Below are 25,468 nucleotides of genomic sequence, written 5' to 3'. Positions count from 1 at the left end.
GTCCGCGCAGCGCAGTTCCCCCGGCTACAACGCGCGCCACTCGCCGAGGTCGGCGGCCCGACCCGTGCGGATGAAGGCGCGCATCAGGTCCCACCCGCGATGAACCCGCAGGACGACGTCGCCGGTGAACCGGGCCAGTTCGTCCATGACCGGCAGCTCGACGTAGGCCTCGTCGGGCACGCTGTCGTCGCCGGCGAGCAGAAAGGACTGTGGGCCCGCGACCATGTGGATGACCGCGTACTCGCCGCGGAAGCCGATGGTCAGCTTCGGGGACTCGGAGTCCGGGATCCCCACTTCGATGTAGCCACGGATGCGCCGGCTGCGCAGCCGGCGGAATCGGTCCTCCAGCTCCGCCGGGTCGGACCGCACCACGGCGGGAGAGAAGCGGCGGGATCTCAGCTCGGTCGCCGCCCAGACCACACTCATCATCGGAGTCTATTCAACGAGGACCTGCGCTCGGGTTGCGGCTGGAAGCTGCCGCCCTGGGTGGTGCGGAGGGCTTCGTAGTAGTGCGGCGTGTTGGTCTGCTCGCCCAGCCACTCTTCGATGGAGGAGAACTCGGGGGCGAGTTCGCCGGCGCGGGCCAGGACCAGGGTGTGCGGTGCTCGTGCGGTCCGGCCGTTGCCGTCGCGCCACGGGTGGACGGCCACGAGGTTCAGGTGGGCCATCGCCGCACGTGCGTACGCCGGCGCGTCGGGATCTCCGGCATGGACAACAACGCCACCCAGTCGTACGCGTACATGCGCACGATCAACCTCAGCGGCATCCGCGTGCAGGCGTCCATCGTGCTCAGCTACTGGATCTACCCGCAGAAGTACAACGGCAGCATATCGGTTACGACCAGCCCGCCAAGACCGGCGCCTACCGCGGCTTCATCGACGACATCTCCATCACCGACTGACCCTCTCCCGAAGAACCGGCCCGGTGCGCCAAGCACCGGGCCGGTCCCGCTCTCAGCTGGTCGCGATCTCCGACGCCGCCGGCGCCTTCACCGTGACCGGCAGGCCGAAGTCCGAATACGTCATGTTCATCGTGGTGGCGGGCTCCGACCCCACGCCCGGCACCGTCACCGAGTAACGGACGAGGCGCCCCTCACCGTCGAACCCCGCCTGGAACGGCACCGTCTTGGTCGCGAGTTTGTCGGCGACGTCCGCGCCCATCCCGAGCTGCTGCCCGGCCTTGGTCAGATCGATGGTCCCGGTCACCGCGTCGTCGCCGGCCCAGGCCACCTCACTGGCGGCTTCCAGGCTCTTCACGGTGTCGGAGGCGTCGAATCCGCCGAGCGTGCCGGTGCCGCCGGCGCCGCTGAGCTTGCGCCACGTCGTGCCGTCCATGCCCGGGATGTCGGCGCCCGGAATGGTCAGCCTGACGTAGTTGACGCCGCCGACGATCCGCATCTCGGTCTTGACCGTGGTGCCGTCGGACTCGGCCTCCATCAGGAACTCGCCGGTCTTGGTGACCGGGTCCATCACGCCGTTCACCGTCCCGGCCTCACCCATGTCGATGACGCTCTTGAACGACTGCTTCTGCAGCGTCGTCGCGGCGTCGATCAGCGCGGTGCTCGCGTCCTTCGCCGCCTCGGTCGGCTTCACGCCGCCACCGGCCTCCGGTGTCGCGCCGTTGCCTCCGCACGCGCTCATCGCCATGGCCACCGCCACGACCAGCGCCGCCCCACCCCGAGCCGTCCGCCTGCCCATCAAGCCACCCCCGTCAAAGACAAACCCCTCTTGGGTACGCCGAAACAGGCACTCTAACGACATAAATCGATCAAATCCGACCCGGGTGGCTTTTCACCCGACGGTGAGAGCGGTGCGTGGCATTGAGTGTGCCCGGCACACGTGCTAACGATGAACATCGATGGGACATCGGCGTCCACGAGGGAGTGACCATGCGAGTCACACGTCCGAGCAGAGCTGTCACCGCCGCCGTCGCCTGGGTGATCCTCGCCCCCGCGGCCGCGATCGCCCACGAACCGATCGCACACACCACCGGAACACCGGCGCCCTGGACCGCCGCCTGGGCCGGATCCGCGCAGGGTGTCTACCCGGTCGGGTACTCCGTCGCGCAGCCCGGAACCCCCGGCCCGGCCGGCCCCGGCAACACCGCGCCGCTGCTGAGCGCAGCACTCCCGGACAACCAGGCCCGCAACCAGACCCTGCGCCTGATCGTCGATCCCAGCGTCACCGGCACCAGCTGGCGGATCCGGCTCACCAACGAGTACGGCACCCGGCCGGTCACCTTCGGACGCGCGTACGCGGGCCTGCAGTCCAGTGGCGGCACGGTGACCCCCGGGACGAATCGGGCACTGACCTTCGGTGGTCGCAGCTCGGTCACCGTACCCAAGGGTCAGACGACGCTGAGCGATCCGGTATCGGTGAGGGTGACCGACGCGGGGTCGCAGCGTCTCGCGGTGAGCGTGTTCGTCGCGGGCGCGAGCGGGCCGATGACCTGGCACGCGGCGGCGTTCACCACGTCGTATCTGTCCGATCCGAACGCGGGCGACCACACCGCGGACCTCGCCGACACGGCGTTCCCGCACTCGACGACCTCGTGGTTCTTCGTCTCCGAGGTGCAGGCGCAGCGGCGTGACACGGCCACGGTGGTGGCGTTCGGCGACTCGATCACCGACGGCTTCTTCTCCACGATCAACGGCGCCGACCGCTGGCCCGACGTGCTGCAACGCCGTCTCGACGCGCGGGCGCAGGGCCGTCGCTCGATCTCCGTGGTCACCGAGGCGATCGGCGGCAACATGGTCACCCGGATCGGTCGCACGCCCGGCGGGTGCACACCCTGCGACGGGCCGCCGGCTCTCGACCGGCTGGACCGCGACGTTCTTGCCAAGCCTGGGGTACGCGCGGTGATCCTGCTCGAAGGCATCAACGATCTCGGGGGCGGCGGCGCCACGGCGGAGCAGGTGATCGCCGGGTATCGGGAGATCATCCGCCGGGTCCACGCGCGTGGCATCAAGATCATCGGGGCGACGCTGACGCCGTCGGCGGGTACGGCGTTCGGGCTCTACGGCACCGCGGAGACCGACGCCGAGCGCCGCGAGGTGAACGCGTTCATCCGCACGTCGGGGCTGTTCGACGGGGTCGCGGACTTCTCGGCGGTGACCGAGGATCCGGCGCGGCCGGGATATCTGCGGCCGGAGTTCGACACCAACAGCAGCGCCGGTGGGGCCGGGGATCACCTGCATCCGAACCGGGCCGGGTTCCTGGCGATGGGCGCGGCTGTGGACGTGGCTCAGCTGGAGCGCTTCACCCGGTGAAGGTCTCGTTTCCGCGTACCCAAGGGGGGTCTCGTTTCCGCGTACCCAAGGGGTCTGAGGCGCGCTAAGCGCAAGTGATGCAGTGGCGGGCGAACGGGCGGGCTGCCAGGCGGTCCGCGGCGATCGGCTGGGCGCAGCGCTCGCAGACGCCGTAGGTTCCGGCGTCGACCCGGGCGAGCGCGGCGTCGACCTCGGCGATCCGGTCTCTTGCGGCGGCCAGCAGCGCGGTGAGCTGGGCGCGCTCGAAGCCGATGGTGGCACCTTCAGGGTCGTGCTCGTCGTCGGCATTGGAGTCGCGGGACGCCGCGAACACCGATTCGAGGTCGTGGGCGAGAGTCGCCGCTTCGGTCTGGGCGCGGGCTCGCAGGCGCAGCAGCTCATCGCGGACCATGCTCGCAGCCTATGCGCTTCGCGGCGTCAGGGGATGTCGGTGTCCTCGCCGAAGTCGATGTCCTGGCCGAAGCCGTTGTCCTGGCCGAAGCCGCCCGGCATGTCCAGGAAGTCGCTGATCATCGCGCTGCCGAGCCGGTACGCGCACACCGCGAAGACCAGGAAGATCACGCCGAACACGACCGTGGCGATCAGTCGTGTGTTGCTGCCGCGCGCCGGTGTCGCCTCGGAGGGCCTTTCCGGGTCGTAGAGCACGGCGATCTCGGTGCCGACGATGTGGGAGCGGAACCCGTCCAGGTCGGCGAGCGGCGTCGTCACCTCCTGGCCTGCTTCGGTACGGAATGTGACGACCGGCCGGAAGCTCATCTGCCCCTCGGAACTGGATTCCATCTGGTTGTCGACGACGCGGGCGGTCGCCGGGCGGCCGGATGCGGCGAGAGCACGCAGGGTGAGCCACCGCCGGACCGCCGCGACGATCAGCGCGATGCCCACCAGGGCCGGAACGCCGACGAGGAAGGCGGTGACGGCGTACGGCAGCCAGGTGGCGTCTTCGATCATGGCTTGACGGTAGATCACCGCGGCCATTCGATCAGCGGGGTTGAGCAGTCGCTCAAGACGCCGTAGTCTTCATTTGAGCGACCGCTCAATTCGTTTACGGAGGCAACCCGATGAGAGCCCCGCGGCTGGTCAGCGTCGTTCAGCGACGCCTGCTCGTGAACTACCGCACCGACCCGGAGGTCACCGCGCGACTGCTGCCCGCGCCGTTGCGCCCGCAGGTCGTCGACGGGTGGGCAGTGTCGGGTATCTGCCTGATCCGGCTCAGCATGCTGGCCGGTCTGCGCAGTGAGAACGGGGCGCACCGGATCGCGGTCGAATGGGACACGCCTGACGGTGTCGCCTACGGCGTCTACATCCCGCGTCGTGACACCGGGTCGCGGCTCAACGCCTGGGCCGGCGGCCGCGTCTTCCCCGGGCGGCACCACCGCAGCCGGTTCGACGTGCGGGAGAGCGCGGATGAGCTGCGGATCGCCTTCGGCGATGAGGTACGCGTCGACGTCCACGCCCGCATGGCAGCCGACCTGTCGGCCAGCCAGGTCTTCGGCAGCGTCGACCAGGCGTCGGAGTTCTTCCGCCGCGGCGCAGCCGGTTTCTCCGACACACCTGATCCGAGCCGCCTCGACGGCATCGCACTGACCGTCAAGGATTGGCAGGTCACGCCGGTGGAGCTGGTGTCGGTACGGTCCTCGTTCTTCGACGACCCGGACCGGTTCCCGCCGGGATCCGCGGTGCCCGACTGCGGGCTGTTGATGCGGGACGTCCCCGCCGTGTGGAATCCGCTGCCGCCCATGACCGTGGGCCCCGCCTTCACCCCCGCCCGATGAAGGTCGTCATCGCCGGCGGCTCCGGCGCCCTCGGGCAGCGCATCGCTCAAGATCTTGTCGGCCGGGGCCACGACGTGGTCGTCCTGAGCCGTTCGGCCACCCCGGTCCGCTGGGGCCGGCACGTGCGCTGGGACGGCCGGACCGTCGAGGCCGGCTGGGCGTCCGAACTCGCCGGCGCCGCCCTGCTCGACCTCTGCGGCGAGTTGGTGTTCCGCCGGGCGACCCCGGCCAACATCGCCCTGCTGACCAGCTCCCGCACCGAGCCCACCCGGGCGCTCGCCCGCGCCTGCGCCGACCTGGACCAGCCGATCCCGGTGCTGTTGCAGATGAGCACCCTCGCGATCTACGGCGACGCCGGTGAGACGGTCCTCGACGAGTCCACGCCACCGGCTGACGGCCCGCCCCAGATGGCCGGTGTGGCGCAGGCCTGGGAGGACGCCGCCGCGGAGATCCCCGCTGCCCGCCGGGTCACGTTGCGCACCGGCATCGTGTTCGATCCGGGCACCCCGGCCTTCGACCGGCTGACCGGGTTCGTCCGCTGGGGTCTCGGCGGCGCGATGGGCAGCGGCCGGCAGTGGATCAGCTGGCTGCACGTCGAGGACATGTGCGCCATCGTGCGCTTCTGCCTGGACGACCCGTCACTGTCCGGGATCGTGCACGCCACCTCCCCCAACCCGGTACGCAACGCCGAGCTCATGTCCACGCTGCGCCGCTCGTTGCACCGCTCGATCGGCCTGCCGAGCCCTGCTCCAGTGGTCCACGTCGGCTCGGTGTTCCTGCGCGCCGACCCGGCCCTGGCACTGTCCGGCCGCCGAGGCGTACCCAAGAAGTTGATCGAGGCGGGTTTCGCATTCACCCACCCTGAGCTGGAGCCCGCGATCACCGACCTGCTCGCGGCATAACATCGGCACCTACCGCTCGGGAGGTCACGCAGTGCGGCTCGACGGAGCGATCCACCGCGCGTGAACTCAGGCCAGGCCCATCATCCACTCCACGCCGTGCCGGGCGGCGGTAACGCCCGGCTCCCTGGACTGCGCGGTGAAGACGAGCACTCGCCCGCCCTTGCGCGGAAGCAGGTACAGGCCCTGCCACCACGGTTCGCCGTCATGCTCGTACGCCAGCTCGAGAACTCGCACGCCCTCACCCATCGTGCGGCGGTCCACGACCGTCTGGCCCGGCGCGATCAGCTCGTCCGGGTCGGCGACGTGCGCCGGGCCCTGCACCGAGATCGACGAGTCGTGCTCACCCACGAGGCAGTACGGGGCAACGCTCGACTCGACGCTGAAACCGCGCGGCCAGACCGCATCGAATCCTGAGGTCTCGATGACCCAGAACGGGTGGTCCGGGCCAGGCTCGACGTCCACGACGCCGGGCACGCTCTGCGCATCCGACGGATCGACGAGGGCCGTCGCCGGGCCGTCGGCACGCCAGTTCGTCACCAGCACCACCTCGGACTCGGCGTCGGGGAGTTCGAAGGTGTACGGCCAATACGGCATCAGCACCACCCCGTGACCAGCGAGGCGAGCGAAAACATGTCCCATGGGCGCGCACTGTATTACGCGACCCGGCAGCTGATCACGGGCCAGTGCCGCCCCTGCGCGTAAACGGCTGAGCAGGCGCAGCACCGACGCTTCTTAGAAAACATTTATAAACTTCGATGGAAGGCGTAACGGGCGGCGACTAGCGTCGATTGCCAGGTTAGCCCGTTTCCCGACAAGGAGCCCCTATTGTCTTCCCCCCGGTTCGCCAACGTCACCTGGCCGTTGTTCCGCATCGCCGTCGGCCTCCTGTTCGCCTGCCACGGCCTGTCCAGCCTCTTCGGCCTCTTCGGCGGTAGCCGCGGAACCGGCGAGCCCGTCCCGATGGGCGTCTGGCCGGGCTGGTACGCCGCCCTCATCCAGCTCGTCTGCGGCGCCCTGGTCATCGCCGGCCTGTTCACCCGGCCCGCGGCGATCCTCGCCTCCGGTTCGATGGCGTACGCCTACTTCGTGGTCCACCAGCCGGACGGCCTGATGCCGATCGAGAACGGCGGCGTCACCCCGGCCCTGTACGCCTGGACCTTCCTGCTCATCGCCGTCGTCGGCGCCGGCCCCTGGTCCGTCGACGCCCTGATCAGCAGCAGGCGCGCGAAACCAGCCGACGCCGGGACCACGCCCTCGACGACAGCACCCGCGAGCGAACCGGTCGCCGACCGAGCCTGACGTGAACGCCTGACGATCCCGGCTTCCAGCGACGACCGGGAGCCGGGATCGCCGGTCACCGCCGGGGCAGCACACCCAGCAGGGAAGCGGTCAGCGCCAGCCTCAAGGAATCCTTCAGCTCCAGATGGAACCGCGCCAGCTCGGGCTCGGCCTGATAGGCGGCCCGCAGGCTGGGCGGCGGTGTGCTGTACGCCGACAGCGCGCCGGCCAGGACCATGGTCTGCAGGCTGAACAGGGTCGCGTCCTCGCCCAGCTCGGGCAGGCATTTCTGGATCAGGTCGGTCATGGTGGTCAGCCGGTCCAGAGAAGCGCGCTTGTACCGCGCCACGACCTCGACCGAGACGTTGTGCTCCAGGACGCTGCCCTGCGCGCCGAAGAGGTCGCACAGCACCACCCGGCGGGACAGCGAACCGCTGAGGATCTCGGCCACTGCCGCCGCCCGCTCGGCCATCGGCTGGTTCTCGTCGACACCGGCGGCCAGCTCGCCCGCCAACTCGGCCAGCCATTCCCGCAGGAAGTGGTCCAGCAGTTCGAGCAGCACGGCCTCGCGGGACTCGAAGTACCGCAGCACGTTCGGCTTCGCCAGGCCCACCCGGCGACTGAGCTCGTTCAGCGTCACCGCGGCGACCGGCATCTCGTCGAGCATCGCCGACGCCATGTCGAGGATCGCCCGCCGGCGGATCTCCCGCTGCTCTTCGGTTCGCGCCCGCTGGAAAGTCACGGTCACCAGCCTAACTTACGTACCAACGGTACGTTGACAACGTACCGAAAGTACTTTAACGTCGTCGGCACAAGATACCTTCGGTACGTTAATGAGCTGGGAGTTCAGACATGAGCCAGAAGTGGACGACGGCGAACATTCCGGACCAGCACGGGCGGGTGGCCGTGGTGACCGGCGCCAACACCGGGCTGGGATACGAGACCGCCAAGGCGCTCGCCGAGCGTGGGGCGTCAGTGGTCCTCGCCGTGCGCGACGTCGACAAGGGCGAGCAGGCCGCAGCCCGCATCGCCGGAGACGTGACCGTGCAGGCACTGGACCTGAGCTCGCTCGACTCCGTCCGGACCGCGGCGGCAGCACTCCGGTCCCGGCTCGACCGGATCGACCTGCTGATCAACAACGCCGGCGTGATGTACACCCCGAAGCAGACCACCCGGGACGGCTTCGAGATGCAGTTCGGCACCAACCACCTCGGCCACTTCGCACTCACCGGCCTGCTGCTGGACCGGATGCTGCCGGTGCCCGGCTCCCGCGTGGTGACGGTCAGCAGCACCGGGCACCGCATCCGGGCCGCGATCCACTTCGACGACCTGCAGTGGGACCGGTCGTACAGCCGCGTCGGCGCCTACGGTCAGTCCAAGCTGGCCAATCTGATGTTCACCTACGAACTGCAGCGCCGGCTCGCCACGCACGGCACCACCGTCGCGCTGGCCGCGCACCCCGGCATGTCCAGCACCGAACTCGCCCGCAACACCCCCGCGGCCCTCCGGCTCCCGCTCACCTGGCTCGCGCCGCTGATCACCCAGACGCCGGCGATGGGCGCCCTGCCGACCCTGCGCGCCGCCACCGACCCGGCCGCGCTCGGCGGCCAGTACTACGGTCCCGGCGGACGCAACGAGGTCAAAGGCCACCCCCGGCTGGTCACTTCCAGCCCTCAGTCGTACGAGGTAGCGCTCCAGCAGCGGCTGTGGGCCGTGTCCGAAGGCCTCACCGGGGTGAGGTTCCCCGCCGTCCAGCCCGTCACCGTACGGTGATGGCCCGGCTCTGATGGAGAGGGTGATCTCGCCGTGCTCAGCTCCCGACCAGGTCGGCGAGCACCCGCGCGTCAGTCGCCTCGGTGTTGCTGAGCACCACGAGACGACGCCCGGTCGACGGGATGCTCCCGGCGTACGCCTTGAATCCGGGATTGTGTCCACTGTGGTACCACCACGACCGGCCGGCGACCTCACCGGTGAAGACGCCGTAGCCGTACCCACTCGTCTCCGGGTCCTTCCCGCCGATCCGCACCCGCTCACCGAGCATCAGCGTCCGATAGGGCTCCCCCAGCACCCGCCCGTCCTCAAGAGCATCGAGCCAGTCGATCAGATCGGCGGCCGTCGACCAGACATCCCCGGCGCCCATGCCGACCACATCCAGTTCCCAGCTCGGCAGCGGCTGCCCCTGCGCATCATGCCCACCCGCCACCTCCGTCTCGTCCGTGGGTGACCCGGCGAACGTCCTGCTCAACCCGAACGGCCCGAAGAACCTGTCGGCGAGGAAGTCCCGGTAGGGCAGGTCAGCGGCCCGCTGCACGATGTGCGCCAGGAGAACGTATGCCGGGCTGCTGTAATGCCAGCCGTCACCCGGCACGAACAGAAGCGGCCGCCGCCGGAAGTGGTCGAGCAGCTCGTCGGGCTCGACCCGGACCGCCGGATCAATCCGCGGATAGTCCTCCCAGTGCCCGATCCCGGACGTGTGCGTGAGCAACTGATGCAGCGTGATCCCCCGCCACTCGTCCGGCCACCCACCGACCCACTGCTCCAGCCGATCATCCAGGCCGAGCACCTCTTGCTCCACCAGCATCAGCACTGCGGCAGCGGTGAACTGCTTGCTGACCGAGGCGATCTGATATCGGGTCGACGAACTCTCGTCGACGACGACGTCCGCACCCTGCCGCACCAGAATCTCGGTCCGCACCATCTCCCGACCCTAGATCCAACATCCGAGATCGTCGATTCCTGCGCGAGGTGGTCGTCGGTGTCCGCCGCTACGGACTGCGGCCATGCTCAGGGCCGGTTGTGCACGAACCACGCGTCGCCCTCGGTGACCGCGACCGCCAGCTCCCACTGCTGGATGTCGAAGTTCGGCCCCAGCGCGAGCAACTGCCGAGCAGCCGCCCAAGCGTCGTCACCCGGCACCGGCGGCCGGTGCACCTCGAACTGCAACATGGTGTCCCAGCACGCGACCAGCCGGGCGTCCCACCGCTGCTGCCACTGCCAGAGCACGGCGGCCAGATCTCCCTCACGACCGAGGGCACCGAAAAAGCCGGCCCAGTACGGCGCGAGCCACGACGACGCGGTCGGCAACAGAAGCAGTGACACCTCATCCGGGACAAACCAGTAGTCAGTGCTCACGACGCTGCGCGTGCCCTCCCGCACCTGATCCGTCAGGCCGGGGTCGGACAGCACGTGGTCGTAGGCCGTACGGAGCAATTGCTGGGTTCCGGCGTCCGGCCCGACCGTCGGCAGCACGTCCGCGGTGACGTCGACGCCGTACTGGCCCTGGGTGTAGAACGACAACTCGACGTCGGGAGCGTCATCGTCCCCGTCCTGAAAAATCGGCCAGGGGTCGACCGTGCGCGCCGCCCGATCGAGGGCCGTCAGCGCTGCGGCGTCGAGGGGCCTCGGCTCCAGCAGTGCGTCGTCAAAATCGGTGGTGATCAGCATCGGCCAGCGGCCGGTCACCGGGAGCAGTGCATGCGCCTCCCGCCACGCCTCGTGCAGACCATCCGCGCCGATCCCGGACACCACCAGCGCGCCGGCGGGCCCTTCCTGGATCGGCAGGTCCGCCAGCGTGGTACCCCGCAGCACGACAGCAATCTCCGGCAACCCCATCATGGCCTGATTGTCCCCGTGGCCCCTCGCAGGCGCCGCGCTCGGGTCGGCCGCTCCTGGGTGCTGCGCCTCATTCACCGCGGCCGGCCGATGAGAAAGCGTTCTATCTCGCGACGGCGCCTGCTGGTGGCTGAAACTCCGGATACAGGTCGACGCAGTTCCGGAGCTTGTCGACCGCATCCGCGGCGGCTGCGAGGCGCGCGAGAACATCGAGTGACATGTCGAGTTCATCGTGCGGCTGGTCGAGGGGCTCCACGTGGAGGCGGTCACACCAATACCAGCCGGCGACCTCGACCTTGTTGAGGGCGGCGACATCGTTGATCAGACTGCCCCTGAGCTCATCCCAGCCCCACAGCTCCCCGTTGCCGTATACGGCCGGCCGGGAAGCACCACCGCGACAGAGATTCCACGCGGTGACACCGTCCTGAAAGTCGTCACCGGTCAAGTCGCCGCGCCCGGTTTGAGGGTCCGTCAGCACCCAGCCGGAACCATCCCAGTATTCGACCACCCAGTGGTCGATCCAGCGTTGCGCCACGAAGTAGCCGGCGAAGCCGCATCGGATACGGGCTGGTGTGCCCGTTGCCCGGAGCAAGGCGCAGTGCAGCAGCGCGAAGTGATAGCAGAAGCCGAACATTCTCCGCTCGACGGGCCGCTCACGATCCAAGGGCGCCGGATCGATACCGATCACATTGTCCAGGATCGCTGCGGCGCCGACGGTTTCCATGTGCGACATGCGCTCGGCGGAGAACCGCAGGCCCTGGACCGTCGCCGTGTAGTTGTGAATGAGCAGCCCGCGAACGATCGCGCTGAGCTCCTCGGGGTCAGCCGGAAGGCCGGGCACTCGGTCGCGGTGCCGCCCGAGACCGGAGGTCGGGCTGGACTGCCGGAAGAAGAGCGCGATCTCGTCCATAAGCGGAGAGAGTACAAAATTCGCTCGCACCCATCAGGTGTCCCGTGGATCCGGGGCGGCCGTTTCCAGCAGAGTCTCGATGCGGGTGCGGTCGGGCAGATCCTGCTCGGTCGCGTAGAGCAGAGCGGCCGACAGGAGAGTGCGCGCCGCCGCGGTGTCGCCGAGGGTCAGGTGGGCCTGGCCGAGCAGGTGGCGCAGCCGCATCTCCAGAAGCCGGTAACCGGTCCGCTCGTGTGCCTCCAGTGCCGGGACACCTATCGCGAGGGCCTGCTCGGGACGGCCGGCGGCCAGGTGTGACTCGACGATGGCGACATGCGCCCAGTCCTCGCCGCTGTAGCTGGTCAATCCTCGGTCCAGCAGCGCCGTCAAGGCAGCGGCCCAGCGTACGGCCTGCGGGTGACGCCGAGCGCGGGCGCAGAGCAGCGTCAGTCCGGCGAGGACGTCGTACAGGTGAGCCTCGCTTCCCACCTCCTCGGCCGCCGACTGCGCGCTCAGCAGCAGTCGCTCGGCGGCCGCCGTGTCACCGCGTTCCAGATGCGTCATCGCCATGCTGACCTCGGCGGTCATCACCAGCAACGGGTCGCCGGTACGCGCACCGAAGGCGTGGCATGCGGCATCGAGGCGCAGCGCCTCGGCGTGATCTCCCCGGATCCGCTGGACCGTGGCCAGGTTGTCGAGATTGACCGCGTCCACCGCGGTACGGATCTCTTCGCCGGCCCGGTTCTCCTGGAGCAGGCGCAGCGCGCGGGTGATGTCACCGGTCCGGATGTAGGCGTCGCCGAGATTCGCCGAGGCGGCGGTGACGCCGCGTGTGCGACCGGCGAGCCGGAACTGCTCCATCGCGGCGGCGAACTCGTCGGCGGCGGCTGCCGGGTCGTGCAGATTCTCGTTGGCCATGCCCAGCGCCATGTGGCAGAGCCCCTGGCCGTCGGGGTCCTCGGCGGCCCGAGCCGCGCGCAGCGCCGCGCGGGCCATGGACAGGTGGATGACGCCGGACCGGCTGCGGGTGTAGAAGTACACGCCCAGGCTGTGCACCAGGTGCCAGGCGAACGGCCGTGGGCCGTGGTCGGCGACATGGTTCACTGCCGCGGTCAGATTCGCCAGTTCGGTGTCGAGCCAGACGCCGGCCTCCTCCGGACCGGTGAACCGATGAGGGCTGCCGGTCGGTGACAGCTCACCGCGGTCGCGGCTGGAGCGGCCGGGTGCCAGCGTCTCGCATGCGGCGTCGGCGCTCAGCAGGTACCAGGAGACGAGACGGTGCAGGGCCTGTTCGCGGACGGTGTCGGGGTCGCCGGCGGCCCGGCGCCGGGCGTACAGAGAAAGCAGGTCGTGGCTGCGGTAGCGGTCGGGTGTGGGTTCGGCGAGCAGGTGGGCGGCGACCAGCTCGTCGAGTTCGGGGACCGGGTCGTCGAGATCGCGGCCGAGCAGAACCGCGGCTGCCTCCCGGCTGGCCTCCGGGCCGGGAAGCAGGCCGAGCAGCCGGAACAGGCGCTGGGCCTCGGCGGGTAGAGCCCGGTAGGAGATGTCGAAGGCCGCGGCGACGGCGCTCTCCGGATCACCGACCACCTGCAGGCGGCCGAGCAGGTCCGTACCGCGCAGCTCGCGTACGGTGGCGGCGATGGTGTGCCGGGGCCGGGCGGCGAGGTTCGCGGCGGCGATGCGCAGCGCGAGCGGCAGGTGTGCGCACAGGGCGGCCAGTTCCGCGGTGGCCTCCGGTTCCGCGGCCACCCGGGTCGTGCCGAGGTGGGTGGCGAGCAGATCCACCGACTCGGTCGCTTCGAGGGTCTCCAGAGTGACCCGGGCGGCGCCTTCGCGGACGACGAGGCCGGTGAGGGCGTCCCGGCTGGTGATCAGAGCGTGGCAGCCGGCTCCGCTGGGCAGCAACGGGCGGACGTGGGTGGTGTCGACGACGTTGTCCAGCACGACCAGGACCCGCCTGCCGGCCAGGATCGACCGGTAGAGACCCGTCTGCAGGGAGAGGTCGGCCGGAATCCGCTCGGCCTGCACGCCGAGTGACTGGAGCAGCAGCGACAGCGCCTCGACCGGCGGGATCGTCGGATCACCGGAATGTCCGCGCAGGTCGAGGTAGAGCTGACCGTCGGGATACCGGCCGGCGATCCGGTGGGCCCAATGCAGGGCGAGCGCGGTCTTGCCGACACCGGCTGTTCCGGTGATGAGCGTGGCCGGCGCCTGCCCGGGGATCGCGGTCAGCACGTCCATGGCCTCATGGCGGCCGGAGAAACCGGCGACGTCCGGTGGCAGCTGCCGCGGCGTCCAGTCCTGCGGTTGTGCGGGCTGCGGCGCGGGATCCGGGTTCGGCGGCGCTGCGGGCGCGGTGTGGAGTCGTTCGGCCAGGGTTCGCCAGGACTGCTCCCACCGGCCGATCGCGTACTGGTCGCCGCCGCACGCCAGCACCACGGCCCGGACGAGATCCAGGGACGGCAGACGGCGGCGGTTGACGCTGAACGCGTCGGAGAGCGTGCTCGCGGCCACCCCGGTCCGCCGGCGCAGCACCTCCAGGGACGGGTTGCCACCCCACACCTTGACATCACGCAGGGCTCTGACGAATCCGGCAAGGTCAGCCGCCTCGTCCGGGCACGGGAAGCCCCGTTCCGTACCCATGCTTCCTCCCCAAGATCGTCTTGCCGGGCAAGTGTAGGCAGACAGCCGGATCCAGCCGGATTCAGCCGGATCCGGCCGGAATCCAACGAGGCCGGCCGGAGCCGGACGGGTCCGGCCGAGCGGCTGGCCGGAGGCGGTCCGGCCGGATTTGATGAAGACACCACACGCCGAACCACGGAGGCTCCGATGACCGCCACGCTGATCCGAGGCTTGATCCCGCAGGCCGCCGAACCGCGCCTCGAGCACTGCCAGCTCGGCGGTGGAGCGGGCTGCACCGCACCGGGCGAGATCAAGATCGCCGACTCGTGGGGCGACGCGGCGTGGGGCTGCCCTGATCACGTCGAGGAGGCCATCATCAACGTGCGGTCGGTGTTCATCGCGAGCGAGGAACTCGGCGGCCTGGCCGCCTACCTCAACCGCTGACTACGCCCGGGAGCGGACCAGCGACGGTGTTCCGGTGTCCGCGCTGCGGATCCGCGATCACCTCGCCGAAGGTGACCGGGAACCGTCAGCTCGATGGAGGAGTCCAAGCCCCTGCCCGCCCTGAGAGGAGACCTTCCTTGACATCCAATCCATCGTTGTTTCATCGGCCGGCACGCGCGCGGACCCGACGACTCAGGAACTCCCTGGCGGTCCTCCTGCTGGCCGGGCCGGCAATGACCGGGTGCGGCGGTGCGCAGCTGGTGGCCTCCGAGGCGGGTTCTCCCGCACCGCAGGCGCCGACAACCAGCCGCCCCGCGGACCTGCTGTCCTGCACCAGTGACGAGGTCGTCGCCACCACCATGACCGACTATGCCCCCGGGACCCGTGAGACGCGCTCGCCCGAGGTGCAGGCAGCAGCCTGGGCTGCAGCTCAGGGCGGTTCGGTCACCGGCAGCCCCACGGTCGCCCACCAGTCCGATCATTTCACCTACATCACCTTCACCGACTCGACGAACCGTGTCGCCACCGTGCTCACCTTCGACAAGGGCGACGAAGGCGGCTGGCTTCTGACGACCACACGAGCCTGCCAGTGACCGTTGCTTGAGCGTGAATGTCCGCGCGACGCAACGACCCTCCCCCGCCATCCGGCGACTACGGCGCGTTTCGACGTCATAGCCACTCGTTGATCGCGGCAAGGTGGCGGGGTGGCCTGGCAGGATGTCCGGTATGACATACCAGGTACGGCTGCTCGGGCCGGAGGATCAGCAGCTCGCGTGGAACCTCGGGAGCCTCGCGTTCGGCTACCACGAGCGGCCGATGCCGGAAGGCTGGGCCTCCGATTCCCCTGGCCGTCGGACGGTCGGTGTCTTCGACCCGGCCGAGCGGCTGGTCGCCAAGGCGGTGGACCGCGAACAGGGCCAGTGGTTCGGCGGCCGGGTCGTACCGGTCAGCGGCGTCGCCGGCGTGGCGACCGCGGCCGAGCTGCGTGGGCGTGGCCTCGGCCGGCTCGTGCTGACCCGGCTGCTGCACGACGCGCGGGAACGGGGCGCGGTGATCAGCACGCTGTTCGACACCACGCCGGGACCGTACCGGGCGCTGGGCTGGGAGGAGGTCGGTGCGCTGGTCTACTGGACGGCGCCGACCCGGGTGCTGGCCGAGATTCGCCCCGACACCACAACAACGCTGCGACCGGCGACCGAGGCCGACATCCCCGCCGTCGACGAGATCTACCGCGAGGTGGCGCGGACGGGCACCGCCATGATGGAGCGTTCCGGGCCTGCCTTCGGAGCGACCCCGGCGCAGCTGCTGGCTGATTACCACGGCTTCACCGTCGCCGTTGACGACACCGGCACCATCGTCGGATACGCCTCCTGGAACCGCGGCCCAGGCTACGACGCGAGCGGCACGCTCACCGTGCACGATCTGATCGGGCTGACGCCCGAGGCGACGCGCACGCTGCTGGCCATGCTCGGCGGCTGGGCGAGCGTAGCGCCGACCGTACTGATCCGGCTGGGCGCCGCCGACCCGGCCTGGTCATTGCTGGCACGCGGCGACGCCAAGCCCGAGACCACACAGCCATGGATGCTGCGCGTCGTCGACGCGTCCGGCGCGGTCGCTGCCCGCGGCTGGCCACGGCACCTGACCGGCGAAGTCGACCTGGAACTGATCGACGACGTCTGCCCATGGAACCAGGGTCGCCACCGGCTGGTGCTCTCCGGCGGGAACGCGCGGCTGGAGCCGGGCGGCGCGGGCACTGTCCGGCTGACACCACGCGGCCTGGCCGCCTGGTACGCGGGCGCCGCAACGCCACAGCAGCTGCGCCGCAGTGGCTTCCTGACCGGCGGGGACGCCGACACCGACGAACTGCTGCGTACCGCGACCGCCGGCCCCGTGCCGACACTGCACGACTACTTCTAAGAACCGATCTTCGGTACGCGGCCAGGCCGGAAACCGGGCCGCAACATTCGACAGCTGTCGATGTAATTCGCCGCCGTGAGACTCGGGCGATGCGTGAAGAGTCAGTCACCCGGCGCCGATTCCTTCAATCCGTGGGTGCCACCGGCGGCGCCGGTGCGCTCTTCGCCACGATGGGCGCGCTCGGCCTCGCACCAGCCCACGCCACCGCCCCGGACTTCCGCGCACCACAACGTTCCGACTTCCACCTGACCGGGCGCGCCGCCCGCAAGGTCGTCATCCTCGGCGGCGGCATCGCCGGACTCGCCGCCGCGTACGAGCTGGGCAAAGCCGGGTACGACTGCACGATCCTGGAAGCCCGTGCCGTCACCGGCGGCCGCAACTTCACGGTCCGCGGCGGCACCACGCATACCGACCTCGACGGCCACACCCAGAAGGCCGGGTACTCGCCGGGCACCTACCTCAACGCCGGGCCGGCCCGGATCGCACAGTGGATGGTCACCCTCGATTACTGCCGCGAACTCGGTGTGCCGATCCAGCCGTTCGTCAACACCAACGCCGACGCCCTGATCTACAACGAGGCCACCGGCACCCCGGTCCGCTTCCGCACCGCGAAGGCCGACGTCTATGGGTACGTCTCCGAACTGCTCGCCAAGGCCACCGACCAGGGCGCACTCGACGGCCGGATCACCGCCGAGGACAAGGCCCGGCTGTTGTCGTTCCTCGAAGGGTTCGGCGCGATCGGCTCGGCGCATCAGTACACCGGCACGAGCCGGCGCGGCTTCACCTCGTACCCGGGGGCCGGCGACGACGCGGGCACGCCGCTGCCCGGACCGGCCGCGCTCTCCGACGTGTTCGCCAGCAACGTCGGCCGGTATTTCACCTTCGAGTTCGGCTACGACCAGGCGATGATGATGTTCCAGCCGGTCGGCGGCATGGACCGGATCGCCGCCGCCCTGACCACCGCGGTCGGCGGGCACCGGGTACGCCTCGGCGCCGAGGTCCTCGACGTGACCGGCCGCGCCGGTGACGTCACGGTCACCTATCAGCGGGGTGGGCGGGTGCACACGCTGGTCGCGGACTTCTGCGTCGCCACGCTGCCGCCGCACCTGATGGCGCGGATCCCGCACAACCTCGGCGCCGACGTGACAGCCGCCCTCGGCGCGTTCCCCGCCGCCGCCTCCGGCAAGATCGGTCTGGAGTACCGCAGCCGCTGGTGGGAGACCGACCTACGTATCTACGGCGGCATCACCGAGACCGACATGGACCTCGCCCACGTCTGGTATCCGTCGCACGACTTCCACGCCCGCCGCGGCCTGATCGTCGGCTACTACAACACCGGCGCCGCCGCTCGCGCGTACGGTGTGCTGACCCCCGACGAGCGCACCGCCCGGGCCGTCGCACAGGGCGTGAAGATCCACGGCGAGAAGTACCGGACCGAACTGGCCGCCGCGTTCTCGATCGCCTGGCACCGCACCCCGTACCTGGAAGGCGCCTGGACCTCCCCGCCCTGGACCAGCGCGTCCTACCGGTTGCTGCTGCAACCCGCCGGCCGGGTCTACTTCGCCGGGGACTGGCTCAGCCACGAGGTCGCCTGGCAGCACGGCGCCTTCGTCTCCGCCCGCGCCGCCGTCACCGCCCTGCACCAGCGGGTCCTCGCCACCTGACCCGGCGAATTCCGATGGCGGATCTGCTGCGGTTGGCATCGGCCCTGACACGAGGTTGGTGCCGAGGATCCACGCCGAGCATCCTGGCATGTCTGCCCCGGGTCTCCGCGTGGACGGGCGCGCGCGTCAGTCGGTGGGTTCCTCGGCAACACTCAGCGGGGAAGCGCCGGGCTCAGCGATCTGAGCGATGGCCTCGTTCAGCTCGTCCTCGGCGTACTCGCCCTCGGGCAGCCGGTCGAGCACGGCCATGTCGTCGGACGGCAGCTCCGCGGCGACCGCCCGGCGATAGATCTCGTTCCGATCGATCCGCTCCTGCCCGCCATAAAGCTCGTCGACCAGTTCGGGAAGTGCCGCCGTAGTCGCCATGATCTTCCTCCAGCGTGAAAGTGCTCGTCAGACGCACGCGCAGAAGCTGCGGTGCTGACCGACCCCGGTACCCGGCCCACCGCCGTTCATGCGTCACGCCCGGGTGAGGACTTCCGGTGCGTATCGTGCGGCTCGTGACCGCTATCTCTCTGATGCTCGCGGTGCCGGACGCCCCTGCGGCATCCGCCTGGTATCAACGCGCTCTCGGCGCCACCGAACTGTGGAACCTCGGCTCGGTAATCGGCTTGGAAATCGGAGGCGCGCCGATCTTTCTGGCACAGCCGGAAGGCAACGGCTGGGAGAGCCCGGTCGCCCTGGGCACCACGACGGTACGGGTCGAGGTGTTCGTGGACGACCCGGACTCGTTCGCCGGCAACGCCGCAGCTGCCGGAGCGAATTACCACGATCCGGTACGAGACCATGAAGCGCCGTGGGGGACACATCGGCAAGGTGGCTTCTTCGATCCGTACGGACATCTCTGGCTCGTGGGCGACAAGTCCCCGTTACAACGCCGCTGAGACACCGGCGCCGGATAGGGCAAACGTCCACGGCTGCTCGTCGAACCACCGGCCGCCAAGACCGGCGGACTCTGCGGGTTGTCGACGCGCTCGTGGAGGTGGCCGATGGACCACAGGAACGTGTGCTCTCCGACGATCAGGATCCGCGAAGCGCGACGGCGTGGCACACCGTGATCCTACGGACACGAACCCCGTGGCGGGAAGCGATGAAGTGCTGCTGGGAAGGCAAGCGCTCGACACCGAGGTCCGGTCCTGCCGGGTTGACTGCGTCAGAGGTCAGTCGGATAGCTGACGTCGTCGTCAGATGACTCGCAGCGAGTGCCCACACTGCGAATATGGCCGGATGGGTGGGCAGTGTGATCGCGGTGGCAGGGACCCTGCTGGGCGCCACTCTGGCATATCTTTTCCAGCGTGCCAATGCGCTGCGTTCCGAGGTATTCACACGGGACGAACGTCTCCGGCAGGAGCGCATGGCCGCTTACAGCGGATTCGCCGGTGCGATGGCGAGCCTTCGGCAGGGCGTCGTAAGTCTGTGGCTAGTGAAGCAGCGAATGAAGGATGGTCCCGAGCTTCTTGCCGCCCACACAGAGGCGGACAGATTGGGCGCATTGGCCAACCACGCAAGGCTTCGAGCCCAGTTGGTCGCCAGCGACGCGCGAATAGTTGCGTTGGCTGGTGCGGCATTCGATCCTATTGATGCCATCTCCCACGCACCCGACCGCGAAAAACTGGTCAGTCACGAAAAGAAGCTCCTGGAACTACTCGACGAGTTCATATCTGTAGCCAAAAATGAGATTCAGTAACTGGCCAGCCCGGCCGGACGCCATTCACGGTTACCATATTTTGCCGCCGGTCGTGTGCGTTCACCCGACGCGGATGGTTGAGCCGCGGTCCCGGGGCCAGGAGGCTATTTCGGGCTTCCCTTAGGCTCCTCGGTCATGACCGAGGCCTCCGCGATGTCGATGTTCGCCGCCCTCTTGGACCGCTCGTTCGTCCAGATCAGGGATTCGGCGGCCGATGGCCGCTTCTTCGATCGGGAGAAGGTCATCCAGGTCGCGGACGTCTGGGACAACAACACCTACCCGCTGTTCGGCGTCGCGCTGTGCCGTCCAGGGTGGGTGCGTGAACGGCGTGCGAGAGCGGCGCTGCGCTGGATGGCAGAGCTGGGATCGCAGCGCCGGGCGTGGATGATCGAGCAAGCCGGGGCCGCCGGGTACGGACTAGAGCCGCTGCTCGGCCCACCGGTTCCCGAGACGGTGCACCACCGCGACAGCCTGGGTCGGGTTTGGCCTGGTGCCGTACCGGTGACCGAGGCGGTCGCGGCGAGCATCGCGGACGACTACGACCTCACCCGCGCCAAGGTTCGGACCGTCCGGGTGGAACGCGCCGGACGGGAGCTGTCCGGCTATCTCGCGCTGACGGCCCGGCGCCGCTACGCCAGCCCACCCGATCAGACGGATGCGGTCGTGCAGGTGATGCTCGATGACGTCTGGGACGTACGGTTCGACAGCGGCGACGGGGCCGGCGCGACCTTGACCACCGGTGCCGACGGAGTCGAGGTTCGTATCGGCGCCCAAGGTCACCTTCGCGCCGCCTCTGCCGTCGTCACCTTCGACGACCCGTCCTGGCACCTCTCGCGGCGTGGTCGGGCCGCCGACGCGGACACCCCGAACCGAAGCACCACCACACGCAGGCCCCGGGAGCGTACTCGGCCGAAACCGCGTGGAGCCGCGTCGGACGCCGCGTTCGTGCTCCATCAGGCGATGCTGGAGATCCGTTCGGTGCGCTACGCGAAGCTTGCCGGCTCGGCCCCACTGCGGGAACTCTGCCACGCCTTCGCCGACGCTGGCGACGGAATACTCGCCGCCGCCGCGCAGCCCCGATCAGAACGTGATCATGCGTTTCGTCAGCTTGCTGAGAAATGGATCGGCGCGAGTCCCGAGCTGGCCCGCAGAATTGCGAGATGGCTCCCGGACGGCCACTGGCTCCATCAACTGTCGCGGACCGGCCCACACCGGCCTGCCGCCGCGGGCATACCTACACAGGCCCAGCTCACCCTGGCCGGTTACACCGCCGCCCACACTTTGTACGGCACACCACATGATGCCGCCGCCGTGATCAACCTCGCCGCCCCGGACGATGACAACGGCTGGACGCTACAGTCGCTCGAGTTTCCCCGGCCAACACGCCTCACGCTGGACGCCGCCGCGTTCACCGCTCCCGACACCGTCTCGGGCACCCCGGACATGTCGCTGATCCTCGGTAGCGGCGCCCTTACCGTCATCTGCCACAAGCTAGCCCCTCGCCATCACGACACCGAAGCACCATGACCTAAATTCGGGCCAGCGGCTCCCGATGCAGCATCCCTCGTCACAACGCGTCATCAGTACGCCAAGGCTCAACGCCCGGAACTGCCGAGTTGAGTGCTTCGGTTGTTCCCGGCCACGGATTCACTCCAGATCCCTGCCATTGATGTCTCTGTGGCCGGCCAATCCGTAAGAATGCGGGACATTTAGCCATTTACTCAAATATCGGGAACGGATGGCGCCGGTGAGCAAACCCCCGAGTGTCCTGGCAAACCCACCGGGAAAGCGTTCGAAGTACGGCCCTTCTTCGCAAAGGACCACCGGGTGATCAGCGGGGGAAACGCCGGGCTTGACGTGCCAGAAGAGGAAGTCGCCGTTGGGCGTTCCGCCCCAGGAGATGAGGTCATCGCCGGGCTGGAACCAGTCGGGAACATCGTCGCCGTCCCAACGGGAAGAATCACCTAGCGGCCAAGCCCGTTCGAGACGGCTGAACGAGTCGTCATCAACGCCGCCGAACCAGATCCGGCACGACTCCTGCGCCACCGCATTGTTGTCGACCAAGTCAGTCCAGCCGCGAGAGGCATCGGGTGCGCATACGAGCAGATGATCGTCGATAGCGCCGGGCCCGTATGCGTCGACGAAAACCTTGTAATCGCTCGGCAGTTCAGCACCGAGTGCCGTTTCGATAGCCGACCAGTCTGACGATCGCCAATGAGCCTTGTCCATCGGCGGCAACTGGAGCAGGCCTACCAGGCTCACAAGATCATCCACGGTTGGATCGTGCCGTCTGCGTACGGATTCCGGCAAGCACCAATCTTCACCGACGGTCGACGACCGTTGCACTCAACTAGCCGCGATGAGGATCTGGCGGCGCGACGTTGTAGGTGAGACCGGGCGTACGTCAGACCTTGGCCACCCAGACAGCTGTCATGGCGTCATCGGCTGCTGTTCAGGGGTCGACGAGCGGAGCCAGCGGCGGTGAGTGGCTGCGGCGATGCCGTGCACTAGGCGGGCGAAGCCGGCTGCACCCTCCGGGTCGTCAGCGCGTCGGACAGTGGTGAGGATCGGACGTACCTCGTCGAGTTCGATGTCAGCGCGCAGCAACACGAAGTGCAGGACCATGCCGGCGAGGCGAGCGTTGCCGTCGTCGTACGGGTGGAAGAACGCGACGTCGAGATGGGCGCGAGCCGCCCGCGCGGCCACCGGGATCGTCAGGTCGGCGGACTCCGACAGACACGCCTCGTACCGCCGTTGGGTGTCGGGGTGCAGCCCGTAACGATCCCGGCCATTCTTGGCGAGAGCCAGGCCCTGCCGGAAACCGGCTGCCGGGATCCCGCGCAGCATCCCGTTCCAGCGTGCCGTCAGGTTCGGCGTGAGGTCGGCTCCGGTCGCCGCAGCACTCCGGACGTCGCCGTAGGCGGTCAGCAGCAGACTCTGTCGTTGCTGGTCCTCGCCGGCCGTGGCATGGGCGATGAACCCGTCCTGGACAGCGCGTACCGGGGTTTGCAGGTGCGGGATGACATCGCGCCACGGCACCTGTTCGCGAGTCTGCTGCCAGGTGGTGAGGTGGTCAGGCATCGGCTACCTGCCCGGCCAGACGCTCGGCCACCGATGCGATGAGCTCCTGATCCGGTTCCGTCCAGCTGGCGAACCGGCCGCCGATGGCGTGTTCGAGCAGCTGCTCGCGCTCGTCCGGGGCGATACCGGCCGCTTCCAGGAACCAGCTGAGGACGGTGGTGCAGCAGTCATACCAGGCGGATTCGTACTGCGTGCGGTCACCGACGGCGGTCACCAGGTGGGCTACCGCGCGTTCCCAGCCGTCCAGCTCGCCGGCGGCGAGCGGAAGGAACTGGTCGAATCTGTCGGCGAGGTCCTCCAGCCAATCGCGCCACTCGATCAGTGCGGCGCAGACAGCCGCGGCGGTCTGCTCCGGGGTCGTGACCGAGTGCGAGAAACAGCACCAGCTGGCGACCGGCCCACCGTCGAGGTCGCCTTCGCCGACCGACCATCGCCAGCCGGCCGCCCACAACCCGTACCGTTCGGTGAATCCGATCGACACGCTCTCCAGCCACAGGTCACGCAGGCGCCAGTCCGCGCCCTGCGCCGGAATATTGCCGGCCGTGACCAGCTCGGCGGTCACCGCCGCAACCGACGCCGGGTCGAAGTTCCGTTTCCGCGGATCAACGTCGGCCCAGCTCAACATGCTCGGGTGTGGAAAACGTCGGTCGAAGTGTGCCGGGTCGGTACGGCTGATACCGGGTGCTTTGACTGCCTGCCAAGCCACCGGATCGCTGCTGCCGGTGGTGGCCGGTGTTGATGCGGCGAACCGGCCCCGGGCGTCGGTAGCGAGCTCGACGGTCAACTCGTGCCAGGCCACGAGGGCTTCGGCGAGGCGATGCAGGGTCTCGGCCGGCGTCGTGATCGGCAGCTCGATGTTCCACCAGATCGGGATGACGCCGCGACCGGGGTAGTCCTCCATCACCACCGTGTGCTGCCAGCCCACCGCCCATGCGCCGAGGCGCTCGACCAGAGCCGCTGTCATCCGATCCAGCCAGAAGTCAGCGAGCCGCCAATCGGTGCCGGCCGGCGGGATCTCGGCGGCCGGCGGTAGTGACCGCACCAACTCGGCCACGCCTGCCGGATCGAAACCGGGACGCGTGGCGGGGTCGACGTCAGGCCACGTGAGCAGACGAAACGTGGGCAGGTGGACGCGGTCGGTGGACATACGGTCATCCTTCGGGTGGGCAGCCGGCCAAGATATCAGGCTGTCGCGTCCGTTCGCTGCCTGACGGGGAGCGGTTGAGCACGAGCAGGACGGCCCGCCGGCCGGCTGAGCACCGCGGTCAGCCGAGGTTTTCGACGTCCGCGACGAGCAGCAGCGAACGGAGCACCCGGCGGGCGACCTCGCGCCGTTGCCCCGCGCGCGCATCGTTACGGAACGACACGCTCCGGCCGGTCGGCAGATGGGTGAATCGCACCGACGCCGTGGCCGGGTCCCGCGTGCACATCAGATCCACCCGGACATCCTCGTCCTGGACAGTCTCCGGATCGTCGTCCTCGACCAGCGGAGCCACGGTGACGGTGACCTCGGCCGAGCCGGCGCGAAACCGGCCGGCCTCAGCGCGCAGCAGGCCGTACGCGTACGGCGCGGCCACGACCAGCGTTCCTTCCAACAGGCGCGATCCCGGCGGGACGTCGTCGGGCAACGCGACGACGTGGCCGTGCCGCTCGGCCCATTCGCGGTACTGCCGCAGCACGGTCACGACCAACGTTGCCGCGTCCTCGCCGGTTCCGGCGGCGCGAACGACGACCACGGCACCCCGCAGGTCGAAGGGCCCGTCGAGGCGCATCCGGATCTGGAGGTCCTCGACGGCGGCGCTCAGCGCCTCGGCCTCGACCCGCAGGTCGGCGAGGACCGCGTCATCGTGCGTGTCGACCGCCAGCGCGACCAGCTGTCGCGCGTCGTCGAGCCGCCGGCGCACCGTCTCGGCGCGGGCCAGCTCACGGGTGACGACGGCGAGGCGGACGCCGACCGCCCGCCCGCGCGCGGGATCCCTTCACAGGTCCGGCGCGGCCGCCGCGGTCTCCGCCTCGGCCCGGATCCGGCGGAGCCGCTCGAGGCCGGGCGCGGTCGAGCGGAAGACCGTGGCGAGGTCGTGCAGGTGGCAGATCAGCTCGTTGGCGTGCACCCGCCCAGTCTACGGATCGGCACCCTGCAGCTCACGCTGGTTGTAGGTCGTACCGCGCTGCGGGCGGACGTGTGCGGTGGCTGCTTTGCTGTAGCAACCAGGTCACGCGGGGTGGCGTGCGGCCGACGTGACCACGCGGATGATGGAAGCGCCGCCGACAGTTTGTCCGCCCTGTTTCATTGCTGTGGTCAGGTTGTAGTACCCCGGCCCGGCATCGGAGC

The 25,468-nt window shown here is 69.3% G+C and carries 29 protein-coding genes and 1 pseudogene; 12 read left to right on the top strand and 18 right to left on the bottom strand.

Annotated features, from left to right (window positions below; translation table 11 throughout):
- Positions 1–24 precede the first annotated feature (24 nt).
- The 4 genes from B0I29_RS03540 to B0I29_RS03530 all read right to left on the bottom strand — a co-directional run bounded on the left by B0I29_RS03540 (position 25) and on the right by B0I29_RS03530 (position 1,697).
- Complete coding sequence (locus tag B0I29_RS03540; RefSeq protein WP_220091293.1) at positions 25–426, bottom strand: hypothetical protein; 402 nt, start codon at positions 424–426, stop codon at positions 25–27.
- Entirely contained in the window at positions 426–668 is a 243-nt protein-coding gene (locus tag B0I29_RS03535) for a Fic family protein (protein ID WP_245972193.1), read from the bottom strand. Before B0I29_RS03535 ends, B0I29_RS03540 begins: the two co-directional genes overlap by 1 nt.
- Positions 656–784 carry a hypothetical protein gene (locus tag B0I29_RS47370; RefSeq protein WP_260329561.1) on the bottom strand — a complete coding sequence of 43 codons (129 nt, stop codon included), beginning with the start codon at positions 782–784 and terminating at the stop codon, positions 656–658. The genes B0I29_RS03535 and B0I29_RS47370 overlap by 13 nt, the downstream gene beginning before the upstream one ends.
- Positions 785–953: 169 nt before the next feature.
- Positions 954–1,697: a hypothetical protein gene (locus B0I29_RS03530; RefSeq protein WP_146616708.1), complete on the bottom strand. Its 744-nt coding sequence runs from the start codon at positions 1,695–1,697 to the stop codon at positions 954–956.
- A 191-nt stretch (positions 1,698–1,888) separates the two neighbouring features.
- On the opposite strand from B0I29_RS03530, the gene B0I29_RS03525 reads away from it, so the two are divergent.
- A complete protein-coding gene (locus B0I29_RS03525; protein ID WP_146616707.1) occupies positions 1,889–3,268 on the top strand; it encodes an SGNH/GDSL hydrolase family protein in 1,380 nt (459 codons plus the stop codon).
- 64 nt (positions 3,269–3,332) lie between these two features.
- Here the strand turns inward: B0I29_RS03525 and B0I29_RS03520 are convergent, their stop codons facing one another.
- Both B0I29_RS03520 and B0I29_RS03515 read right to left on the bottom strand, forming a co-directional pair.
- Positions 3,333–3,659 carry a TraR/DksA family transcriptional regulator gene (locus B0I29_RS03520; RefSeq protein ID WP_111647392.1) on the bottom strand — a complete coding sequence of 109 codons (327 nt, stop codon included), beginning with the start codon at positions 3,657–3,659 and terminating at the stop codon, positions 3,333–3,335.
- 26 nt (positions 3,660–3,685) lie between these two features.
- Positions 3,686–4,216 (bottom strand): DUF3592 domain-containing protein, encoded by a 531-nt coding sequence (locus B0I29_RS03515; protein ID WP_181557678.1) that lies wholly within the window; start codon positions 4,214–4,216, stop codon positions 3,686–3,688.
- 110 nt (positions 4,217–4,326) lie between these two features.
- Between B0I29_RS03515 and B0I29_RS03510 the strand changes: the two genes are divergently transcribed.
- Both B0I29_RS03510 and B0I29_RS03505 read left to right on the top strand, forming a co-directional pair.
- The gene (locus B0I29_RS03510; protein ID WP_111647390.1) at positions 4,327–5,040 is read left to right on the top strand and encodes a DUF2071 domain-containing protein; all 714 of its coding nucleotides are present in this window, start codon (positions 4,327–4,329) and stop codon (positions 5,038–5,040) included.
- On the top strand, positions 5,037–5,942 hold the full coding sequence (locus tag B0I29_RS03505) for a TIGR01777 family oxidoreductase (protein WP_111647389.1): 906 nt from the start codon (positions 5,037–5,039) through the stop codon (positions 5,940–5,942). The genes B0I29_RS03510 and B0I29_RS03505 overlap by 4 nt, the downstream gene beginning before the upstream one ends.
- A gap of 66 nt (positions 5,943–6,008) precedes the next feature.
- Here B0I29_RS03505 and B0I29_RS03500 read toward each other — a convergent pair whose 3' ends face one another.
- Positions 6,009–6,581, bottom strand: a complete 573-nt coding sequence (locus tag B0I29_RS03500) for a hypothetical protein (RefSeq protein WP_111647388.1) — start codon at positions 6,579–6,581, stop codon at positions 6,009–6,011.
- Between the two features lie 186 nt (positions 6,582–6,767).
- On the opposite strand from B0I29_RS03500, the gene B0I29_RS03495 reads away from it, so the two are divergent.
- Positions 6,768–7,241: a DoxX family protein gene (locus tag B0I29_RS03495; RefSeq protein WP_111647387.1), complete on the top strand. Its 474-nt coding sequence runs from the start codon at positions 6,768–6,770 to the stop codon at positions 7,239–7,241.
- 55 nt (positions 7,242–7,296) lie between these two features.
- On the opposite strand, the gene B0I29_RS03490 is transcribed toward B0I29_RS03495, so the two are convergent.
- Positions 7,297–7,968, bottom strand: coding sequence for a TetR/AcrR family transcriptional regulator (locus B0I29_RS03490; RefSeq protein WP_245972192.1), 672 nt, complete (start codon positions 7,966–7,968; stop codon positions 7,297–7,299).
- A 104-nt stretch (positions 7,969–8,072) separates the two neighbouring features.
- Between B0I29_RS03490 and B0I29_RS03485 the strand changes: the two genes are divergently transcribed.
- Positions 8,073–8,993, top strand: a complete 921-nt coding sequence (locus B0I29_RS03485; protein ID WP_111647386.1) for an SDR family NAD(P)-dependent oxidoreductase — start codon at positions 8,073–8,075, stop codon at positions 8,991–8,993.
- Positions 8,994–9,030: 37 nt separating this feature from the next.
- Here the strand turns inward: B0I29_RS03485 and B0I29_RS03480 are convergent, their stop codons facing one another.
- The 4 genes from B0I29_RS03480 to B0I29_RS03465 form a co-directional block, all read right to left on the bottom strand.
- Entirely contained in the window at positions 9,031–9,918 is an 888-nt protein-coding gene (locus B0I29_RS03480; protein ID WP_111647385.1) for a serine hydrolase domain-containing protein, read from the bottom strand.
- An 86-nt stretch (positions 9,919–10,004) separates the two neighbouring features.
- Positions 10,005–10,835 carry a DUF4253 domain-containing protein gene (locus B0I29_RS03475; RefSeq protein WP_181557677.1) on the bottom strand — a complete coding sequence of 277 codons (831 nt, stop codon included), beginning with the start codon at positions 10,833–10,835 and terminating at the stop codon, positions 10,005–10,007.
- Positions 10,836–10,935: 100 nt separating this feature from the next.
- Positions 10,936–11,742 (bottom strand): transglutaminase-like domain-containing protein, encoded by an 807-nt coding sequence (locus B0I29_RS03470; protein ID WP_111647383.1) that lies wholly within the window; start codon positions 11,740–11,742, stop codon positions 10,936–10,938.
- A gap of 33 nt (positions 11,743–11,775) precedes the next feature.
- Positions 11,776–14,364, bottom strand: a complete 2,589-nt coding sequence (locus tag B0I29_RS03465) for an ATP-binding protein (RefSeq protein ID WP_111647382.1) — start codon at positions 14,362–14,364, stop codon at positions 11,776–11,778.
- Between the two features lie 186 nt (positions 14,365–14,550).
- On the opposite strand from B0I29_RS03465, the gene B0I29_RS03460 reads away from it, so the two are divergent.
- The 4 genes from B0I29_RS03460 (at position 14,551) to B0I29_RS03445 (ending at position 18,368) form a co-directional block, all read left to right on the top strand.
- A complete protein-coding gene (locus B0I29_RS03460) occupies positions 14,551–14,787 on the top strand; it encodes a hypothetical protein (RefSeq protein WP_245972191.1) in 237 nt (78 codons plus the stop codon).
- A gap of 137 nt (positions 14,788–14,924) precedes the next feature.
- A complete protein-coding gene (locus B0I29_RS03455; RefSeq protein ID WP_146616706.1) occupies positions 14,925–15,380 on the top strand; it encodes a hypothetical protein in 456 nt (151 codons plus the stop codon).
- Between the two features lie 133 nt (positions 15,381–15,513).
- Positions 15,514–16,704 (top strand): GNAT family N-acetyltransferase, encoded by a 1,191-nt coding sequence (locus B0I29_RS03450; protein ID WP_181557676.1) that lies wholly within the window; start codon positions 15,514–15,516, stop codon positions 16,702–16,704.
- 89 nt (positions 16,705–16,793) lie between these two features.
- Positions 16,794–18,368, top strand: a complete 1,575-nt coding sequence (locus B0I29_RS03445) for a flavin monoamine oxidase family protein (protein WP_111647379.1) — start codon at positions 16,794–16,796, stop codon at positions 18,366–18,368.
- A 126-nt stretch (positions 18,369–18,494) separates the two neighbouring features.
- On the opposite strand, the gene B0I29_RS03440 is transcribed toward B0I29_RS03445, so the two are convergent.
- Positions 18,495–18,734, bottom strand: coding sequence for a hypothetical protein (locus tag B0I29_RS03440; RefSeq protein ID WP_111647378.1), 240 nt, complete (start codon positions 18,732–18,734; stop codon positions 18,495–18,497).
- A 134-nt stretch (positions 18,735–18,868) separates the two neighbouring features.
- Between B0I29_RS03440 and B0I29_RS03435 the strand changes: the two genes are divergently transcribed.
- The 3 genes from B0I29_RS03435 (at position 18,869) to B0I29_RS03425 (ending at position 21,582) form a co-directional block, all read left to right on the top strand.
- On the top strand, positions 18,869–19,252 hold the full coding sequence (locus B0I29_RS03435) for a VOC family protein (protein ID WP_146616705.1): 384 nt from the start codon (positions 18,869–18,871) through the stop codon (positions 19,250–19,252).
- 335 nt (positions 19,253–19,587) lie between these two features.
- Positions 19,588–20,055 carry a hypothetical protein gene (locus B0I29_RS03430; RefSeq protein WP_111647376.1) on the top strand — a complete coding sequence of 156 codons (468 nt, stop codon included), beginning with the start codon at positions 19,588–19,590 and terminating at the stop codon, positions 20,053–20,055.
- A gap of 135 nt (positions 20,056–20,190) precedes the next feature.
- Entirely contained in the window at positions 20,191–21,582 is a 1,392-nt protein-coding gene (locus B0I29_RS03425; protein ID WP_111647375.1) for a hypothetical protein, read from the top strand.
- A gap of 120 nt (positions 21,583–21,702) precedes the next feature.
- On the opposite strand, the gene B0I29_RS03420 is transcribed toward B0I29_RS03425, so the two are convergent.
- The 5 genes and pseudogenes from B0I29_RS03420 to B0I29_RS47365 form a co-directional block, all read right to left on the bottom strand.
- Positions 21,703–22,329, bottom strand: a complete 627-nt coding sequence (locus B0I29_RS03420) for a hypothetical protein (protein ID WP_245972190.1) — start codon at positions 22,327–22,329, stop codon at positions 21,703–21,705.
- 156 nt (positions 22,330–22,485) lie between these two features.
- Positions 22,486–23,136 (bottom strand): Fic family protein, encoded by a 651-nt coding sequence (locus B0I29_RS46280; protein WP_220091273.1) that lies wholly within the window; start codon positions 23,134–23,136, stop codon positions 22,486–22,488.
- Positions 23,129–24,283, bottom strand: coding sequence for a hypothetical protein (locus B0I29_RS03410; protein WP_111647374.1), 1,155 nt, complete (start codon positions 24,281–24,283; stop codon positions 23,129–23,131). Before B0I29_RS03410 ends, B0I29_RS46280 begins: the two co-directional genes overlap by 8 nt.
- Before the next feature lie 118 nt (positions 24,284–24,401).
- Positions 24,402–25,085 (bottom strand): annotated as a pseudogene (locus tag B0I29_RS03405) (PCRF domain-containing protein); the annotation flags it as partial.
- Between the two features lie 30 nt (positions 25,086–25,115).
- Positions 25,116–25,247 carry a hypothetical protein gene (locus B0I29_RS47365; protein ID WP_260329419.1) on the bottom strand — a complete coding sequence of 44 codons (132 nt, stop codon included), beginning with the start codon at positions 25,245–25,247 and terminating at the stop codon, positions 25,116–25,118.
- Positions 25,248–25,468: the final 221 nt, after the last annotated feature.

It is taken from the genome of Actinoplanes lutulentus (assembly GCF_003259845.1).
Taxonomy (GTDB): Bacteria; Actinomycetota; Actinomycetes; order Mycobacteriales; family Micromonosporaceae; genus Actinoplanes; species Actinoplanes lutulentus.
Note: the sequence above shows the minus strand (reverse complement) of the source record. Positions and strands in the feature narration are given on the sequence as shown.